At 48.7% G+C, this 17,438-nt stretch carries 19 protein-coding genes; 8 read left to right on the top strand and 11 right to left on the bottom strand.

Annotated features, from left to right (window positions below; translation table 11 throughout):
- Nucleotides 1-179 precede the first annotated feature (179 nt).
- The 4 genes from nrdD to ACTHSX_RS05880 all read right to left on the bottom strand — a co-directional run bounded on the left by nrdD (nt 180) and on the right by ACTHSX_RS05880 (nt 5,526).
- Nucleotides 180-1,961, bottom strand: a complete 1,782-nt coding sequence (gene nrdD, locus ACTHSX_RS05865; protein WP_440377085.1) for an anaerobic ribonucleoside-triphosphate reductase — start codon at nt 1,959-1,961, stop codon at nt 180-182.
- Nucleotides 1,962-2,078: 117 nt separating this feature from the next.
- Nucleotides 2,079-2,588, bottom strand: coding sequence for an anaerobic ribonucleoside-triphosphate reductase activating protein (gene nrdG, locus ACTHSX_RS05870; RefSeq protein ID WP_440377086.1), 510 nt, complete (start codon nt 2,586-2,588; stop codon nt 2,079-2,081).
- A 287-nt stretch (nt 2,589-2,875) separates the two neighbouring features.
- Nucleotides 2,876-4,018, bottom strand: a complete 1,143-nt coding sequence (locus ACTHSX_RS05875) for a THUMP domain-containing class I SAM-dependent RNA methyltransferase (RefSeq protein ID WP_440377087.1) — start codon at nt 4,016-4,018, stop codon at nt 2,876-2,878.
- Between the two features lie 116 nt (nt 4,019-4,134).
- Nucleotides 4,135-5,526 carry a nucleobase:cation symporter-2 family protein gene (locus ACTHSX_RS05880; protein WP_003679024.1) on the bottom strand — a complete coding sequence of 464 codons (1,392 nt, stop codon included), beginning with the start codon at nt 5,524-5,526 and terminating at the stop codon, nt 4,135-4,137.
- A gap of 336 nt (nt 5,527-5,862) precedes the next feature.
- Between ACTHSX_RS05880 and dapA the strand changes: the two genes are divergently transcribed.
- The 7 genes from dapA to ACTHSX_RS05915 all read left to right on the top strand — a co-directional run bounded on the left by dapA (nt 5,863) and on the right by ACTHSX_RS05915 (nt 11,269).
- Nucleotides 5,863-6,738, top strand: a complete 876-nt coding sequence (gene dapA, locus ACTHSX_RS05885) for a 4-hydroxy-tetrahydrodipicolinate synthase (RefSeq protein WP_440377088.1) — start codon at nt 5,863-5,865, stop codon at nt 6,736-6,738.
- A gap of 126 nt (nt 6,739-6,864) precedes the next feature.
- Nucleotides 6,865-7,950 (top strand): outer membrane protein assembly factor BamC, encoded by a 1,086-nt coding sequence (gene bamC, locus ACTHSX_RS05890; RefSeq protein WP_377073263.1) that lies wholly within the window; start codon nt 6,865-6,867, stop codon nt 7,948-7,950.
- A 121-nt stretch (nt 7,951-8,071) separates the two neighbouring features.
- Entirely contained in the window at nt 8,072-8,302 is a 231-nt protein-coding gene (locus ACTHSX_RS05895; RefSeq protein ID WP_003679018.1) for an NGO_0222 family membrane protein, read from the top strand.
- Between the two features lie 9 nt (nt 8,303-8,311).
- The gene (rdgB, locus tag ACTHSX_RS05900; protein ID WP_254321897.1) at nt 8,312-8,905 is read left to right on the top strand and encodes an RdgB/HAM1 family non-canonical purine NTP pyrophosphatase; all 594 of its coding nucleotides are present in this window, start codon (nt 8,312-8,314) and stop codon (nt 8,903-8,905) included.
- Nucleotides 8,906-8,982: 77 nt separating this feature from the next.
- Entirely contained in the window at nt 8,983-9,321 is a 339-nt protein-coding gene (locus ACTHSX_RS05905) for a thioredoxin family protein (RefSeq protein WP_254321896.1), read from the top strand.
- Between the two features lie 96 nt (nt 9,322-9,417).
- On the top strand, nt 9,418-10,593 hold the full coding sequence (hemW, locus tag ACTHSX_RS05910) for a radical SAM family heme chaperone HemW (protein ID WP_440377089.1): 1,176 nt from the start codon (nt 9,418-9,420) through the stop codon (nt 10,591-10,593).
- Between the two features lie 136 nt (nt 10,594-10,729).
- A complete protein-coding gene (locus tag ACTHSX_RS05915) occupies nt 10,730-11,269 on the top strand; it encodes an opacity family porin (protein ID WP_254321894.1) in 540 nt (179 codons plus the stop codon).
- A 112-nt stretch (nt 11,270-11,381) separates the two neighbouring features.
- Here ACTHSX_RS05915 and ACTHSX_RS05920 read toward each other — a convergent pair whose 3' ends face one another.
- The 7 genes from ACTHSX_RS05920 to ruvB all read right to left on the bottom strand — a co-directional run bounded on the left by ACTHSX_RS05920 (nt 11,382) and on the right by ruvB (nt 16,540).
- Nucleotides 11,382-11,750: a VanZ family protein gene (locus ACTHSX_RS05920; RefSeq protein ID WP_254321893.1), complete on the bottom strand. Its 369-nt coding sequence runs from the start codon at nt 11,748-11,750 to the stop codon at nt 11,382-11,384.
- Nucleotides 11,747-11,956: a dioxygenase gene (locus ACTHSX_RS05925; RefSeq protein WP_070589741.1), complete on the bottom strand. Its 210-nt coding sequence runs from the start codon at nt 11,954-11,956 to the stop codon at nt 11,747-11,749. The genes ACTHSX_RS05920 and ACTHSX_RS05925 overlap by 4 nt, the downstream gene beginning before the upstream one ends.
- A gap of 102 nt (nt 11,957-12,058) precedes the next feature.
- Nucleotides 12,059-12,637 carry an aminoacyl-tRNA hydrolase gene (gene pth, locus ACTHSX_RS05930; protein WP_003683307.1) on the bottom strand — a complete coding sequence of 193 codons (579 nt, stop codon included), beginning with the start codon at nt 12,635-12,637 and terminating at the stop codon, nt 12,059-12,061.
- A gap of 54 nt (nt 12,638-12,691) precedes the next feature.
- Nucleotides 12,692-12,964 (bottom strand): RnfH family protein, encoded by a 273-nt coding sequence (locus ACTHSX_RS05935; protein WP_440369349.1) that lies wholly within the window; start codon nt 12,962-12,964, stop codon nt 12,692-12,694.
- A complete protein-coding gene (locus ACTHSX_RS05940; RefSeq protein ID WP_308903913.1) occupies nt 12,957-13,388 on the bottom strand; it encodes a type II toxin-antitoxin system RatA family toxin in 432 nt (143 codons plus the stop codon). The genes ACTHSX_RS05935 and ACTHSX_RS05940 overlap by 8 nt, the downstream gene beginning before the upstream one ends.
- 90 nt (nt 13,389-13,478) lie before the next feature.
- Nucleotides 13,479-15,386, bottom strand: coding sequence for an ATP-binding cassette domain-containing protein (locus ACTHSX_RS05945; RefSeq protein WP_440377090.1), 1,908 nt, complete (start codon nt 15,384-15,386; stop codon nt 13,479-13,481).
- 122 nt (nt 15,387-15,508) lie between these two features.
- Nucleotides 15,509-16,540: a Holliday junction branch migration DNA helicase RuvB gene (gene ruvB / locus ACTHSX_RS05950; RefSeq protein ID WP_070712754.1), complete on the bottom strand. Its 1,032-nt coding sequence runs from the start codon at nt 16,538-16,540 to the stop codon at nt 15,509-15,511.
- Nucleotides 16,541-16,756: 216 nt separating this feature from the next.
- On the opposite strand from ruvB, the gene cmk reads away from it, so the two are divergent.
- The gene (cmk, locus tag ACTHSX_RS05955) at nt 16,757-17,416 is read left to right on the top strand and encodes a (d)CMP kinase (RefSeq protein WP_440377091.1); all 660 of its coding nucleotides are present in this window, start codon (nt 16,757-16,759) and stop codon (nt 17,414-17,416) included.
- The last annotated feature ends 22 nt before the right edge of the window (nt 17,417-17,438 follow it).

Here is a 17,438-nt window from a genome sequence, read left to right on the forward strand (position 1 = left end):
CACTTTTTTAAATTTAGGTTAAAGGATGTTATATGTTAATTCATTATATGAAGGTGTCAAGAATTTTTGTTTAATTTAATCAAAACTATATCATTGAAAGAGCCTGCCTATCTCAATATGATCAAGGCCGTCTGAAATTTCAGACGGCCTTAGGTTTGCAAGCAATCTTTTTCCAACGATTACGCCGCTTTACGGTGATAATGTCTGAGCGCGTGCTCTTTACGCCGTCCGTTACTGAATGCGGATACGCGCTTCAGATAGCCGATCACTCGGGTGCCGTAGTCGATGTCGTGGCTACCGCAGGCGGAACAGGCGTGCAAGGTGCGTTTGTCGATGTGGCCGCATTCGTTGCAGATGGTGATGCGTACGTTCACGCAGAAGTAGTTGCAGCCGGTTTGCGCAGCGATGTCCAAGAGCGAGCGATAGCCGGATTCGGGCAGGGCTTCGTCGAGGTTCAGGTGCAGCGCGGAGCCGCCGTCGAGCCAGTCCACCAGTTCTTTGCCGTGCAGCAGGAATTTATCGAGCGCGTTGATTTCTTCGTCTTCGACGACGTAGAAATAAGAGTTGTAGCATTCGCGGCTGACTTTGTAGCCATCGGCTTTGTCCCATTTGGCGTTTTTCACGCCGAGGTTTTCGGCGGGGACAAACTCGGTATTGAACTTCACTCCGTAATGTTTGCTGGCGGCTTGGTTGGCTTCAAATATGGTTTTCAGACGGCCTTGGACGAAGTTGATGTAGTCATCATTGTAGCCGACCTTGATGCCTTGCGATTCGGCGGCTTCCGCCATGCCGTTGATGCCGATGGTGAGGAATTGTTTGTCCAGCGTGATGAAGCCTGCATCGTAAACGGGCAGCATTCCGGTGGCTTGGTATTCTTCCATCAGTTTGCGGTAGGCGTATTGGTATTTGTGGATTTTGGCAACTTCGGCGGCAAGGTCGCGCCCGTCTTGCTCCAGCCGGTTCATGTTGATGGTGATAACGTTGATGGAACCGGTTGCCACGCCGCCCGCACCAAGTGTATAGCTGAAGGTGCGGTCTTCGATAGCGTTACGCAGGCGGCAGCAGGAAGCCAACGAATCAGGGTTGTCGGAAAGATAGACGAAGAAGGAATTGCCCTCCGCCAACTCTTTCGCCATTTCGTCGGCGAACACGGTATCTTTGCATTTACCGCCGTCGGTCAGCATTGCGGCGGTCACGACAGGGAAGGTCAAAACGGCTTTGGTGCGTTCCTGATTGAACCATTTGAGGAAGAAGTTTTGCAGCTTTGCTACGCTCGCCCAGACCGGTTTGCTGAAATCGGGGAAGACGAAATCGCCGAACATCGCGTCGAAATAGTATTGATCGTAAACGGAAATATTCCAAAACACGCTTTGATAGCCGCGAGCGGCGGCGGGCTGGTTGATGCTGTACACTACCTGCTGCATGTGGTTGGCGATTTCTTTGCCGTGGGTTTCCAAATAATCGTCGCCGTAGTCTTTGCGGGCGAAGTAGTCGAAATAAGTCAAAAATTCCACCGTCGCCACCGCGCCGGCAAACTGCGCGCTGATGGCAAACACGAGGTTGATAAATGAGCCGCAAAACGATGCCAGATGTTGCGGCGCTTTGGATTCGCCGCCGAGTTTGCTTAAGCCGTCGAGCAGGAAGGGATACAGCGTAACCGACACACAATAAGGCTTGAGGCTGGTTTCGTCGTGCACATAAATCTCGTGCGCCTCAATCTGGCGGATGTATTCGTCGGCAACGGATTGGTCGAAAATTTCGGCGATTTTGCGCGACACTTGGGCGCGGTTAATCTGCACGAAAAAGTCTTTCATGATTTCCGCTTCCATCGTGGCGATGTTTTTCTGGGTAACGTTGGCGTTGGCGTCCATTTTCGAGCCGTCCGCCGCGTTTTGCGCGCTGATGTAGTCGCGCATGAATTGTAGTTTTCCGTTTAACTGTTCGGGATGCAGCCGAATCATGTTAATTCTCCTGTATAGTTTGGATGATTTTTCAAGCAATGACGGTCAGGCCGTCTGAAACATCGCTGTCAGCGAATACAATAAATTCAATTTAAATCAGTGCAATACAGTATTGAGCTAAATTGAAGCTACTGGAAACACTTTAGGCGCGAGTTTGTCTTTGATAAACAAGCGGTTTAACACTTCGCCCGTACGCAAATCGACAAACTTCTGATTGGTGATCGGGCTTTCTAAGCCGCCCAGCTCCATCTGCCAGCGGCCGGTTTTCATATACGTCAGATAAGGTAGAATGCCGTCTGAAACCGCCTCTAACTCCTCGCGATCCAAGCCGGTGTACAAGCAGGCTTTCAAACCTTCCTGAGCAACAATAGCCAGCATTTTCTGTAAGGCTTCCGGCTGCCATTCTCCGCCCATAAACAACACGCAGCTGATTAGCCCGTGATAGCGTTTCAGACGGCCTTTTAAATAATCCTCGGTCAATTCTGTGCCGATACCCTCTTTCCATGTATCGGCACTATGGCAACCTTTGCAACGCAACGGACAGCCGGAAAACAGAAACGCCAGCGACACTTCGCCCGGCACTTCCTGCCATACAATTTGCTCAATTGTAAATTTCAAGCTGCTCATTGCAATGCCATAAAACACAAGATATGGTATGCATTAAAACACAATACTACTAGATATGGTATTTTATTTAACAATCCATCTTTATTTTTTAATAGATTTTTATAATTTGATAGATTGTAAATTTCAATAATTACATCTATACGGCTCCCTTGATAAAGGCCGTCTGAAAACAATTTCAGTGCATCAATATAAAAAAAGAAAAGCAAACTCCGTTATAACAAAGACGGTTTTAACAAATCAAAAAAGGCCGTCTGAAATCATCTTTCAGACGGCCTCAATTTCAGGTTTTAACCCCGATTCGAGCCTTTAACCATATCCATCAAAAACAATCGGCAATCCAAGTTGCCATTGAACAGCGGAATCTTACGCTTCGGAGAAAGGCGCATAAATTTCGGCATATCGCGATCGCCGGTAAACATCCCAACCAGCCAGCCTGCGTAATACTGTTTCAACCATGTGCCCAGTTGCGGATAAAGCGCCTGTAAAGCCTGAATTTCGGCAAGGCGCACGCCATAAGGCGGATTGGAAATCATAATGCCGTATTCGCCGTTTGGCCGAGCGTCCTGCGCATCTTGCACGTCAAAGCGGATGAAATTATCCACTTCGGCGGCTTGGGCATTGGCCAATGCAGCACGAATCATATAGCGGTCATTATCGCTGCCGGAAATTGGCGCGGTGGCCGGTTTGATTTGTTTTTCAGCTTCACGGCGCAGGGCTTGCCATTTTTCTTTATCGAAGTTTTGCAGTTTTTCAAAACCGAAACGGCGCATCAAGCCTGGCGCACGGTGTGTCGCAATCCATGCAGCCTCAATGGCAATCGTGCCACTGCCGCAAAACGAGTCTTGGAAAGGCTGCGTACCGTCGTAGCCAGCCAAAAGCAGCAAACCTGCCGCCAAGTTTTCCCTCAATGGCGCTTCGCCGGTATCCTGACGATAGCCGCGTTTGAAGAGTGCTTCGCCGGAAGTATCGATAAAGATTTCCACATTGCGCTCATCGATAAAGGCATGAATGCGGATATCGGGGTTGATTTTGCCCACACTCGGACGCGCATCATAAATATCACGGAAGGCATCGCAGACGGCATCTTTGATTTTCAAACCGACAAAATCCAAGCTTTTCACATTGGCGCGCTTGCCTTCGACTTTGACTTTAAAGGTCTGCTCCAGCTTAAACCAACCTGTCCAATGCAGATTTCGTGCCAGTTTGTAGATATCGTGTTCGTTGCGATAACCGCCTTTGGTCAAACGCAGCAAAACGCGGCTGGCAACGCGCGAATGCAGGTTGATACGATACACCTGCTCCATCGTGCCTTTACATGCCACACCGCCGTCAACAGCGCGGATATCCTGACATGCCATGCGTTCGAGTTCCTGCGTCAAAGGCGCTTCCAAACCGCGAGGACAAGTGATAAAAAGTGAATAAACCGTCATATAAAACCTTTCCGGGTAGAGCTATCCGAACCACTCGGATAACAAATAAAAACAATATTATAGCCGAAAAAGCAAAGGCCGTCTGAAACTTCAGACGGCCTTTGAATAAAGCTTGCTTAGTGATCCAAACTGTCGGTTTCCACCTTAACCGCTTTATCGGTTTTATCTTCCGGCAAAACCAAGTTCAACAATACCGCCATAATACCGCCGGCTGAAATTGAGTTTTGAAACAATACCGGCAGGTTTTTGAACACTTCCGGCTCAAACGCCACGCCCAAACCCAAACCGACAGAAGTAGCCGCGATGACCGCTTCACGACGGCGAATACCGTGGCTGACCAAAATCCGCACACCGGCAATCGCAATCAGGCCAAACATCAACACCATCGCACCACCCAAAACCGGACTCGGAATCGTGGTAAACGCGCGGCCAATGACGGGGAACAAGCCCAGCAATACCAAAATCGCCGCAATATATTTGCCCACATGGCGCGAAGCCACGCCGGTCATTTGAATCACGCCGTTATTTTGCGCAAAAGTAGTCAAAGGCAAAGAGCCCAACGCCGTCGCAATCACAGACACCAAACCATCTGCCAATACACCACCGCGCAGGCGTTTGGTGTATTCCTCACCCTCAATCGGTTGCTCGGAGACCATCGCAGTCGCCGTCAAATCGCCTACCGCTTCAAATACGCTCAATAAGAAAATCGCACCGGCTACGATAAACGCGTGCCAATCAAATGCAAAACCATATTTAAACGGAACAGGCAGGGTAATCAGCGGCAGATTTTGCAGGGCGGAAAAATCTACTTTGCCCAAAAACAGCGCGACAATATAACCGACAATCAAACCTACCGCGATACCGCTCATGCGCAACAATGGATTTTTCAAACAGTTAAAAACCAATACAATCAGCAACACCAGCGATGCCAAACCCAAGTTTTCCATCGAGCCGAACGTACCGTCTGCTTTCGCACCAAAGCCGCCGCCGAAATCGGTAATGCCGACATGCACCAAACTCAAACCAATCAACATGACGACCACGCCGCTTACAGTCGGCGTAATCACTTTTTTCAAATAAGGCAAAAGCCAAGCGGAGAAGCACACCAAAAACGCGCCGACAAAGGACACACCCAAAAGCGTTGAAATCATCGCATCTTCAGTCAAACCGCCCTCTTTCATGCCGGTACCGAGTGCAATCATCACGGTAACAAATGAGAAGTTGACCGACTGAATCGACAACATGCCCGAACCGACCGGCCCGAAACGGTTGACCTGCAAATAAGTGCCGACACCGGAAGCCACCATCGCCATCGATACCAAATAAGCCGTCATTTCAACCGGCAGCTCCAATGCACCGCCGACAATCAGTGCCGGAGTAATCATCGGGACAAAAATCGCCAGAAGGTGCGTAACTGCACTCAACAACGCATTCCCAAACGGCGGCTTATCTTCCAAACCATAAACCAAATCAAGCGATTCCGCCTGTTTTTCAGTCATTCCGGCCATGTTGAACCTTCTCTCAAGAATCGTTAAAAAATATTAAGATGCGTATTTTAACCAATTTGAAATGTATCAGCAAATTCAAAACCATCAGGCCGTCTGAAAGTTCCGCCCAACCGTTTTCAAACGGCCTCAAACCGCCTTAACACATTTTAATTCTTGACATCACTTCCCTATCTCAAAACAAACAAACCAATGATTTAAAAATGTATTATTCATTAAGATACTGACAAGTCGCCATTAAACGGCAAAGCCGTTTAGCGGATATGTTTCACACAAACAACAAAGTAAGCTACAATCCACTGCATAATTCACCCACACCGTAAAATTAAAGGTTTCCGTATGTTAAAAGGCAGTCTGGTTGCCCTGATTACTCCGATGAATCAAGACGGCAGCATCAACTACGAACAACTTCACGACTTAATCGACTGGCACATTGAAAACGGCACCGACGGTATCGTTGCAGTCGGCACCACCGGCGAGTCAGCCACCCTGCCTGTCGAAGAACATTTGGCCGTTATTGAAGCCACTGTCAAACACGTCAACAAGCGCGTTCCCGTTATCGCCGGCACAGGCGCCAACAATACTGTCGAAGCCATCGCCCTTTCCAAAGCCGCCGAGCAAGCCGGCGCGGACTACACCTTATCTGTTGTTCCCTACTACAACAAACCTTCGCAAGAAGGCATTTACCAACATTTCAAAACCATCGCCGAAGCCACTTCGATTCCGATGGTTATCTATAATGTTCCCGGCCGTACCGTCGTCAGCATGAGCAACGACACTATTTTGCGTTTGGCCGAGATTCCGAATATCGTCGGCGTGAAAGAAGCCAGCGGCAATATCGGTAACAACATCGAATTGATCAACAGCGTTCCTGAAGGTTTTGTCGTTTTATCCGGCGATGACCCTACAGGCCTGCCTTTCATGCTGTGTGGCGGTCATGGCGTGGTAACCGTCGCAGCCAACGTCGCACCGAAACTCTTTGCCGACATGTGCCGAGCCGCCCTTGAGGGCGATATTGCGACCGCCCGTCGTCTAAACAAGCAACTTATCCCAATTTATAACACCATGTTCTGCGAGCCCAGCCCAGCTGCGCCCAAATGGGGCCTGAGCTTATTGGGCAAATGCGAACCCCATGTTCGTCTGCCTTTGGTAGCACTGACCGAAGCCGGTCAAGCCAAAGTCCGAGCCGCTCTGGAAAAATCAGGACAAATCTGATCCGGAAATAAGGCTGTCTGAATCCCAAACACCCTTTTCAGACGGCCTCCCTGTTAAGAACTTCATCCACAGGAAAACAAGATGACCTATATCAAACCCATCGTAGTAGCCCTCGCCCTGATTAGCATGACTGCCTGTTCCGGCAGCAAAAAAGAACAACCCAAACTCGACTATCAAAGTCAATCACACCGCTTGGTCAAACTGGAAGTACCACCTGATTTGAACAACCCTGACCAAGGCAACCTCTATCAATTACCGGCAGGCAGCGGCGCCGTCCGTGCCAGCGATTTCAATAAACGCCGCACTCAAGCCGTACAACAGCCTGCCAATGCAGAAGTTTTGAAATCCGTTAAAGGCGTACGCCTTGAGCGTGACGGTAACCAACGCTGGTTGGTTGTCGAAGGCAAATCGCCTCGCGAAATTTGGCCTTTACTGAAAGTGTTCTGGCAAGAAAACGGTTTCGACATCAAATCTGAAGAACCTGCCATCGGCCAAATGGAAACCGAGTGGGCTGAAAACCGAGCCAAAATCCCTCAAGACAGCCTGCGCCGCCTGTTGGATAAAGTCGGCTTGGGCGGCATCTACTCTACCAGCGAACGCGACAAGTTCATCATCCGCATCGAACAAGGCAAAAACGGTTCGACCGACATCTTCTTCGCCCACAAAGGCATGAAAGAAGTTTATGCCGACCGTAAAAAAGACACTACGATGTGGCAGCCGGGTGAAAACGACCCTAACCTCGAAGCTGCATTCCTCGCCCGCTTTATGCAATACTTAGGCGTTGACGGTCAGCAAGCCGAACAAGCTCTGACCCAAAGCGTTGCCGCTCGCAGCAATGCGTCTGAATTGGCCCGTGTGGACAACGGCACTCTGTTGCTGGCAGGCGATTACGGCCGCAACTGGCGCCGTACCGCCCTTGCGCTTGACCGCATCGGCCTAACTGTTATCGGTCAAAATGCCGAACGTCGCGCTTTCTTGGTTCAACAAGCGCCAACCGAAGGCGAAGCAGTTGCCAATAAAAAACCGGGCCTGTTCAAACGCGTATTTGGCAAAGGCAAAGCAGAAGCGCCAAAAACTTATCCTGAAATCATCGTTTATGTTGAGCCTATCAACAATGGCGCACGCCTCCATCTGTTGAACAAAGATGGTAGCCCATACAAAGGCAGCGATGCCTCCACATTGTTGAGCCGCCTGCACACAGAATTGCGTTAATCCGTTATTCGACTTAAGGCCGTCTGAAATATTCAGACGGCCTTTTTAACGAATCTGGCATGGTTTCAAATTCCCAATCTGACGTTATAATCAGAACATTTTCCCCCTTACCCAAGCTGCCATGACCCGACAAAAAGCCTATCTGCTCCTGACCGCCCTGTTTACCCTGATGTTTATCGTACTGATTCTGTTGGGCGCTTATCTTCTGAGCATTCACAGCAAACAATTTGCCGTTGCCGCCTTTCTGTTTGCCTTTGCCGCCGTTTTTGCCCAAATCGGCAGCCTTGCCCTTTACATCCGCCACAAAGCACGCGCACAAATGGCTCGTATGCAGCAAACCGAAAACCATTAAGGAAAAACCATGTTTGAAAAAATCGTCCTTGCCAGTGGCAACGCAGGCAAACTCAAAGAATTTGCCCACCTCTTTGCCGACTTAAACATCGAAGTCCTGCCACAATCGCAGTTCAATACGCCCGAATGTCCCGAGCCGTACCATACCTTTGTTGAAAATGCCCTGGCCAAAGCACGCCATGCCGCCAAATACAGCGGCTTACCGGCACTTGCCGACGATTCCGGCATCTGCACCAACGCCTTAAACGGCGCACCCGGCATTTTCTCCGCACGTTATGCAGGCGAAAACCCCAAATCCGATGCCGCAAACAACGCCAAACTGTCTGCCGATCTTGCCGATAAAGACGATAAAAGCTGCTACTACGTCTGCGTGCTCGTCCTTGTCCGCCACGAAAACGACCCGCAACCCATCATCGCCGAAGGCATCTGGCGCGGCCAATGGCAGGCCGAAGCAGCCGGCACAAACGGCTTCGGCTATGACCCTCATTTCTACCTGGCCGAACACGGTTGCACCGCCGCCGAGCTTGACCCTGAAATCAAAAATGCCGAAAGCCACCGCGCCCAAGCATTGCGTGAATTGTTAAGAAAAATCGAGTCCTTATAAATCGATAACAGGCCGTCTGAAACCTTCAGTCGGCCTACATCACATTCCTTCCCATGCCCAAACCCTCGTTTGAAGAATTGGCAGCCTTTGCAAAACACGTTGCTGCCTTCATCCCGACTACGCCTGACGAACTTCTGCAACTTATTGACAGTCAAGAAACTGCTATCGTCTTTTTAGGCAAACCAAGCTGTTCATACTGTCGCCGTTTTGTTGCAAAACTGTCTACCATTTCCTTAAACAAACAACTTACCATCCACTTTACAGACAGCAGCAACAAAATAGCTTTAAAAACTTTTCGTGAACAACACGGCATCAAAACTGTTCCCGCATTACTCAAAATCTCACAAGGCAAAATAAAATCCGTCTGCAATTCCAAATTATCAGAAGAAGAAATTGAAGCATTTTTGAGTGTTTAGACTTTGCAAATTTCCTACTGATTACTTTCCCAGCCGACATTTCAGTTAAAATAAGACCCTAAAAATTTCAGACGGCCTCGAGCCTCAACACATATCATGACCCAAATCACCTTCCAACGCCCCGGCCAGCTAACCGCCCTGCCTCCTTTATCACTCTATATCCATATTCCTTGGTGCATCAAAAAATGCCCGTATTGCGACTTTAATTCCCACAGCCTGAAAAACGGCCTGCCGGAAGAAGCCTATATCGATGCCCTATTAACCGACTTGCAGCTTGAGCTGCCCAATATTTGGGGCAGACCGGTGGAAACCATATTTTTCGGCGGCGGTACACCCAGCCTGTTTCAAGCGGAATCAATTGACCGTTTGTTAAGTGGCGTGCGTTCGCTGTTGCGCTTACAACCTGAAGCGGAAATTACTTTAGAAGCGAACCCGGGCACATTTGAAATTGAAAAATTTCAAGGATTTAAAGACGCAGGCATTACGCGTCTGTCTATCGGCGTACAAAGTTTTAACGACGATATGCTTGCTCGATTGGGACGCGTTCACAATGGCAAAGAAGCCCTGACAGCCATTGATACTGCATTGAAATTATTTGATAAAGTCAATATCGATTTGATGTATGCCCTGCCAAACCAAACCGTTCAGACGGCCTTAAACGATGTGCAAACCGCTATCGCAACAGACGTATCGCATATCAGCGCGTATCATCTGACCATGGAGCCGAACACGCCGTTTGGTCATACGCCGCCAAAAGGATTACCGCAAGATGAAGCAGCATTGGATATTGAAGATGCCGTACACGGCGCATTAGAAAGTGCAGGCTTTATCCACTACGAAACATCGGCTTTTGCAAAAGCTAATATACAGTGCCGCCATAATTTGAACTACTGGCAGTTTGGCGATTACTTAGGCATAGGTGCAGGCGCGCACGGCAAAATTTCCTATCCTGACCGTATCGAACGTACCGTCCGCCGCCGTCATCCCAACGACTATCTTGCCGCCATGCAGAGCAATCCGCATGAAGCAGTTGAACGCAAAACCGTTGCTGCCGAAGACCTTCCATTCGAGTTCATGATGAACGCCCTGCGCCTAACTGACGGCGTACCTGCCGCAATGTTGCAGGAACGTACCGGCGTACCCACTGCAAAAATCATGGCTCAAATCGAAACCGCCAGACAAAAGGGCCTGCTTGAATCAGACCCAACAGTGTTCCGCCCGACCGAACAAGGCCGTTTGTTCTTAAACGACTTGTTACAGTGTTTTTTATAAGTGCTTTTTTTACAACAGTTGAAACATTTTTAGATTTGCTTAATTTACGACAAGAAAATACAATCAGAATAATTGTTGGGAACGACCAACCCCAGCGATTATCCACTACTCCTAATCCTACATTAAGGACAAAACAATGAAAAAAGTTCTGGTAACACTGATTGCTCTTTCCCTGCCTACATTTGCATTGGCTGATGCAACCAAAGGTTTTTATGTTCAAGCTGATGCTGGTCATGCTACTGTAAAGGGAGACGCATCAGTTAAAGGCTTTAGCCCACGCATCACTGCCGGTTACGATTTCGGCGATTTCCGTGTTGCTGCTGATTACACACATTATAAATCTAAAAAAATCAACACCTCCTTGGTTGATGCGGAAGCCAAGTACCACAGTGCCGGCGTTTCTGCTATTTATGACTTTGATCTGCAAGCTCCTGTAAAACCTTATGTAGGTGCTCGTGTGGCTGTTAATCACGCTTCAACAAAAGTTGAGACAGCTAATTCATATTATGAACGTAAAGAAACTAAAACCGGTATTGGTGCAATGGCTGGCGTAAGCTACGAAGTAACTCCTAACGTTGCTTTGGACGCTGGCTACCGCTACAACTACTGGGGCAAATTTGATGAGACAAAAATTCATACTCACGAAGTATCTGCCGGTGTACGCGTAACGTTCTAATATTTGAATGCTTGTCATGAAGCAATAATTGCCTCAAATACAAGCAAAAAAAAGGCCGTCTGAAACCTGTTGCTCAGGATTTCAGACGGCATTTTAACTTCTTTAAATATATCTAACTTTTTGCTGCTTTTACTTTTTCTGCAAACCACAGCGCCGCCGCCGTACCTGCCATATCGGCAATGCCGTCCGCGATTGAACCTTGGCGCGTAGCAGTCAAAAATGCCTGAGCCAGCTCGCTTCCTATGGCAAACAATAAAGCGGCAAACAGAATGCCTTTATAGGGAATATTCCTATTGTCTTGAATAAATATTTTTGCACACAACCATGCCTGACCGAAAAACAGCCCGAAATGACCGACTTTATCAAAATGGGGAAATGGTGGAGCGCTATTGCTGCCCTCTTTGAAAAGTAAGGCATAAATGGCGGCCACAAACCAAATACAGGCAGCGACAGTAAATTTGTTTAATGGTAAGGCTTTCATTTATCGGCCTCTTCATCCAACCATGTTTGGCAGATATCTGCCAAACGGACAAATTTCCCACCCCGCGCCTTCAAAATATCACGCCATTGTGCCACTTCTTCTGCATCCGGGGCATCTTCAATACTACATTCGTAAAGGCAGAAGTCTAATGTTTCGCCAACAATGCCTGGGGCTTCGGTCTGCATCAGGTTGGTCAGTTCATTCATATTTACTGTTTCTTTAATTGGTTTATCGCTAGTCAGATCGCGCTGCCTGTTTTCAGGCCGTCTGAACATGATGTGCAAGGCTGCCCGTTTGGTTTGGGTACGCTACTTACTGTGTAAAAAACGTGTTGCTTCTTCCCATTCGCCATTCAACACGGCCGGCAATCCTTGTAGGGATTTGGCGATGGAGTCATCAATTTGCTGTCTGTGTTCCGCTGACGGTTTATTCAACACATAACCGACAACCAGATTACGGTCGCCAGGGTGATCAATACCCAAGCGTAGGCGGTAGAAATTAGGCGTACCCAAACGAGCCTGAATGTCTTTGAGGCCGTTGTGTCCACCGTTGCCGCCGCCGAGTTTGAATTTAATACGGCCGCATGGAATATCCAGCTCGTCATGAACCACCAAGATTTCCTCCGGCTTGATTTTGTAAAACTGGGCCAAAGCGGCAACAGCCTGACCGGAGCGGTTCATAAAAGTCATGGGTTTGAGCAGCCAAACATCGCCATCAGGCGTAGTGGCGCGCGCTACTTCGCCGTAAAATTTCTTTTCGTCTTTAAAATTGACTTTCCATTTCCACGCCAGTTCATCCAACAGCCAAAAGCCGACATTGTGGCGCGTTTGTTCGTATTCTTGGCCTGGATTCCCCAAACCGACGATTAATTTAATTTTCAAGCTCATTACTGTTCTTTCAGTTTGACAGGCCGTCTGAAAAAGTTTCAGACGGCCTTTGATTTATTCTTGCTCGGCGCGTTTACGTCTTGCTTCTTTCGGATCAATCAACAATGGACGATAGACCTCAATCCTATCGCCATCGCGTAACACTGTCTCGTCTTTCACGGCTTTGCCGAAAATACCCAAAGGTGCTTGCTGTAAATCCAACTCTGGGAACTCTACCTCCAAACCGCTTTGCAGGGCAGCTTCGCGTATGGTTGCACCTTCGGCAACGGTCATGCTCTTCAACACTTGCCTATCGGCCAGCCCGTAAACAATTTCAATCTCAAGCATAGCGGCGGTCGGCCTCTTTAATAAAAGCATCCACCAGCGTGCCGGCAAGATGGCTGAATACTGGGGAAATCATGGCAGAGAGTACGGCATTGGAGAAATCGTATTCTAATCTGAATTCGACTTTACACATATCATCGCCCAAATCGATAAATTTCCAAGTGCCGCGCAGGGTTTTAAACGGCCCTTCGAGCAAATCCATGCGGATTTCCTGCCCCGGAATATTGTGGTTGTGCGTCGCAAACGACTGTTTGACGCGCATATAGTCCATAAACAGGCGCGCTTTGAGCTCGTTGCCTTTGCGTTCGATGACTTCGGTCTTGCTGTACCACGGCAAAAATTTTGGATAGTCCTCGACCTTGTCAACCAGCTCAAACATTTCCTCAGCGCTATGCAGCACCAATACGTTTTTCTCGACTTTTTTCATGTTGGTTGTAGACCTTGTTTTTGAATATTCGGGGTTCAGACGGCATAATATAGAAAAATATCTGCCCTACTTTGGGACAAAATTCCCAATTTAAACCGCTTCGCCATTTTGTTTCGCTTCCAGCCATTCCCAGCGTTCCAGCTTTTCTAAAAGCAACATCTCAATTTCTTCAGCCCTGCTTTGCAATGCGCCTGCTTTTTCGTAATCTTTGAAAATTTCAGGATCGGAAAGCTGGGTATTGATTTCAGCCTGTTCGGTTTCCAAAGCGGCGATTTCATCAGGCAGGGCATCGAGTTCACGCTGTTCCTTATAGGAAAGTTTGACTGTGCGGTTGGCTTTAGGTTTGACTTTTTCAGGCTCGGCAACCGTTTTGGGCGCAGAGGCCGTCTGAATTTTCTCTTCCCGCGATTTTGCGTCGATATAGTCCTGATAGCCGCCGATGTATTCTTTCAGACGGCCTTGTCCTTCGAAAACAATGCTTTGGGTAATCACATTATCCAAGAACATACGGTCATGCGAGACAAGGAATACCGTGCCTTGGTAATCGCGCAGTAGGTCCTCAAGCAGCTCTTGGGTATCGATGTCCAAGTCGTTGGTCGGTTCGTCCAAAACCAAAATATTGGCAGGACGGGTAAAGAGTTTTGCCAGCAAAAGGCGGTTGCGTTCGCCGCCGGAGAGCGATGAAACGGGGCTTTGTGCACGGGCTGGATGGAACAGGAAATCTTCCAAATAGCTCATCACATGCTTTTTCTTACCGCCGACTTCAACGTAATCATTACCCTGTCCGAGCGTGTAAAACACGGTGTCGTTTTCATTCAACGCGCTGCGGAACTGGTCAAAATAAGCAACTTCCTGTTTACTGCCGATACGTATTCTGCCGTAGGTCGGCTGCAATTCGCCCAAAATCAGCTTGAGGAAGGTGGTTTTGCCGATACCGTTGGGGCCGATTAGGCCGATTTTGTCGCCGCGCTGTAAGATGGCGGAGAATTTGTCCATGATGACTTTGTCGCCATAGGCAAACGAAGCGTGTTCCAATTCAGCGATGATTTTGCCGCTTTTCTCGCCGCTGTCGAGCTTGAAATTGACCTGCCCCTGCACATTGCGGCGTTCGGCGCGCTGGCGGCGCAGCTCTTCCAAACGGCGCACGCGGCCTTCATTACGGGTACGGCGCGCTTCGATGCCTTTGCGTATCCATGCTTCTTCCTGTGCGTGGAATTTGTCGAAAAGGCGGTTGTGTTCCGCTTCAACCGCCAATTCCTGCGCTTTTTTCTCGCTGTATTTGGAGAACGAGCCGGGATAGGAGCGCAATATACCGCGGTCGAGTTCGACAATGCGCGTGGCAATGTTGTCCAGAAAACGGCGGTCGTGGGTAATCACAACCAAACTGCCTTCAAACGCCTTGAGCAGGTTTTCCAGCCAGATAATCGCGTCGATGTCCAAATGGTTGGTCGGCTCGTCCAGCAGCAATACGTCGGGCTTCTGCACCCAAGCCTGCGCCAAGGCGACGCGCTTTTTCTGCCCGCCGGAGAGGTTGCCGATTTTTTCGTTTTCCGGCAAACCAAGTTCGCCCAAAGTCTGCTTTACCGCCGCATCTAATTTCCAGCCGTCCTTCGCTTCGATTTCAAGCTGCAATTCGTTGAGTTCTTTCAACAAAGCCTCACTCGAACCATTTTCCAACTCATGGCTGACGTGATGATAACGGCGCAATAAATCACGAATTTCGCCCAAGCCTTCGGCAACGGTATCAAATACGGTTGCGTCCTTATCAAAAAAGGACTCCTGCGGCACATAAACGATTTTGAGGTTGTTTTGAACAATAATCTGCCCGTCATCGAGCTTTTGTACGCCCGCAAGGATTTTTAAAAACGAAGACTTACCCGCACCATTGCGGCCGATTAAACCAATTTTCTCGCCGCTGTCGAGTTGAAAAGAAGTTTTGTCGAGCAAGGCGACATGGCCGACGGCAAAGGAAGCGTTTTCTACGGATAAGATATTCATGGGGAAACTTCAAAAAAGAAAAGGGAGACATTTTAACCGATTATCGGCAGATATTTACCGATAATCATATGAAATTGAAAGTATCAGGCCGTCTGAAAGCAGTTTTCAGACGGCCCCCATCATTATTCTTGAACCTTCAAGCCGAAATGCAGATAGGCTCGTTCGGTTGCCACGCGTCCGCGCGGTGTACGCTGCAAAAAGCCCTGCTGAATCAGATATGGTTCAATCACATCTTCGATGGTATCGGTCGATTCGCCAATCGCAGCAGCCACGTTTTCCAAACCGACAGGGCCGCCGCTGAATTTGTGCAGAATCGCCTCAAGGAATTTCCTGTCCATCACATCCAAACCCTGACCGTCCACATCCAGCATGCTTAAGGCAGCATCGGCAATTTCCGCATCAATGACGCCATTGTTTTTCACATCGGCGTAATCACGCACACGTCGCAAGAGGCGGTTGGCAATACGCGGCGTACCACGGCTGCGCTTGGCTACTTCCATCGCACCCTCCTCACCCATTTCCAACTGCAATAGTTGAGCAGAACGGGCAACAATAGTCGCCAAGTCTTTATTCTGATAAAACTCCAATCGGGATACGATACCGAAACGGTCGCGCAACGGATTGGTCAACATACCGGCACGGGTCGTCGCCCCCACCAATGTAAACGGCGGCAAATCTATTTTGACCGAACGTGCAGCCGGCCCTTCGCCTATCATGATGTCCAACTGATAATCCTCAAGCGCAGGATAAAGGATTTCTTCAACCACAGGGCTTAAACGGTGGATTTCATCGATAAACAGCACATCATGCGGCTCGAGATTGGTCAACAAGGCTGCAAGGTCGCCGGCACGTTCCAAAACCGGGCCGCTGGTTTGGCGCAAATTAACGCCTAACTCTTTGGCAATAATGTGTGCCAAAGTAGTTTTGCCCAAACCCGGAGGACCAAACAACAAAGTGTGGTCAAGCGCTTCACCACGTTTTTTTGCCGCCTGAATAAAAATAGCCAACTGCTCTTTTGCTTTATCCTGTCCGATATAGTCGTCTAGAGTTTTCGGACGTAAAGCGCGTTCAAGCAATTCTTCCTGAGCGGAAATATTTTGAGCAGTGATAATGCGCTGAGGTTGTGCAGAAGTAAGATTATCGGTTTGTAACATAATGTTTCTAAATTCTAAGACCGTTCCCGACCCGTTGTTTCAGACGGCCCGAACAATCAGACAAAGCGGTTAAATTATGATTTTGGCCATTATACCCGATAAGGCCGAGCCACTTTTCCCTCAAATCTAAATCACACAAAAATTTTCGTTTTCAGACGGCCAAAGCAACGTATAATAAACGGTTAAGTCAAATACCTATCGCATTCAGGAGAACACATGAGCCTCAAGCAAAAAGTCATCGCCATCGACGGCCCCAGCGCATCCGGCAAAGGGACGGTTGCCTCACGCGTAGCCGAAGCCTTGGGCTTTCTTTATCTAGACTCCGGTGCGCTTTACCGCCTGACCGCGCTTTACGCACAAAAACGAAATGTTGCCTGGACAGATGAAGATGCGGTCAGCACACTGGCAGAAACCTTGCCCGCACAATTTGAAGGCAGCGCCGTATTATTAAACGGCGAAGATGTATCCGAGCAAATCCGTACCGAAGCCATCGGCATGGGCGCATCTGCCGTCGCGCAGTTGCCTAAAGTGCGTACCGCCCTTTTGCAGCGCCAACGCGACTTCTTAACCGAAAAAGGTTTGGTCGCCGACGGCCGCGATATCGGCTCGGTTATTTTCCCTGATGCCGCATTAAAAATTTTCCTGACCGCAAGTGCCAATGTCCGCGCCCAACGCCGTGCCAAACAACTCGGTATCCCATGCGAAGGCGTTGCATTCGAGCGTATTTTGTCGGACATTGAAGCGCGCGACGAAGCAGACCGCCGCCGCCCTGTTGCTCCGTTGAAACAGCTGCCCGACGCCCTGCTTTTAGTTACCGATAACCTTTCTATCGAAGAAGCTGTAAAAAAAGTGCTTGATTGGTATCATAAAGTTTAAAATTTGGAGTATAATCGCGAAG

It is taken from the genome of Neisseria sp. P0014.S002 (assembly GCF_051958295.1).
Classification (GTDB): domain Bacteria; phylum Pseudomonadota; class Gammaproteobacteria; order Burkholderiales; family Neisseriaceae; genus Neisseria; species Neisseria flavescens_B.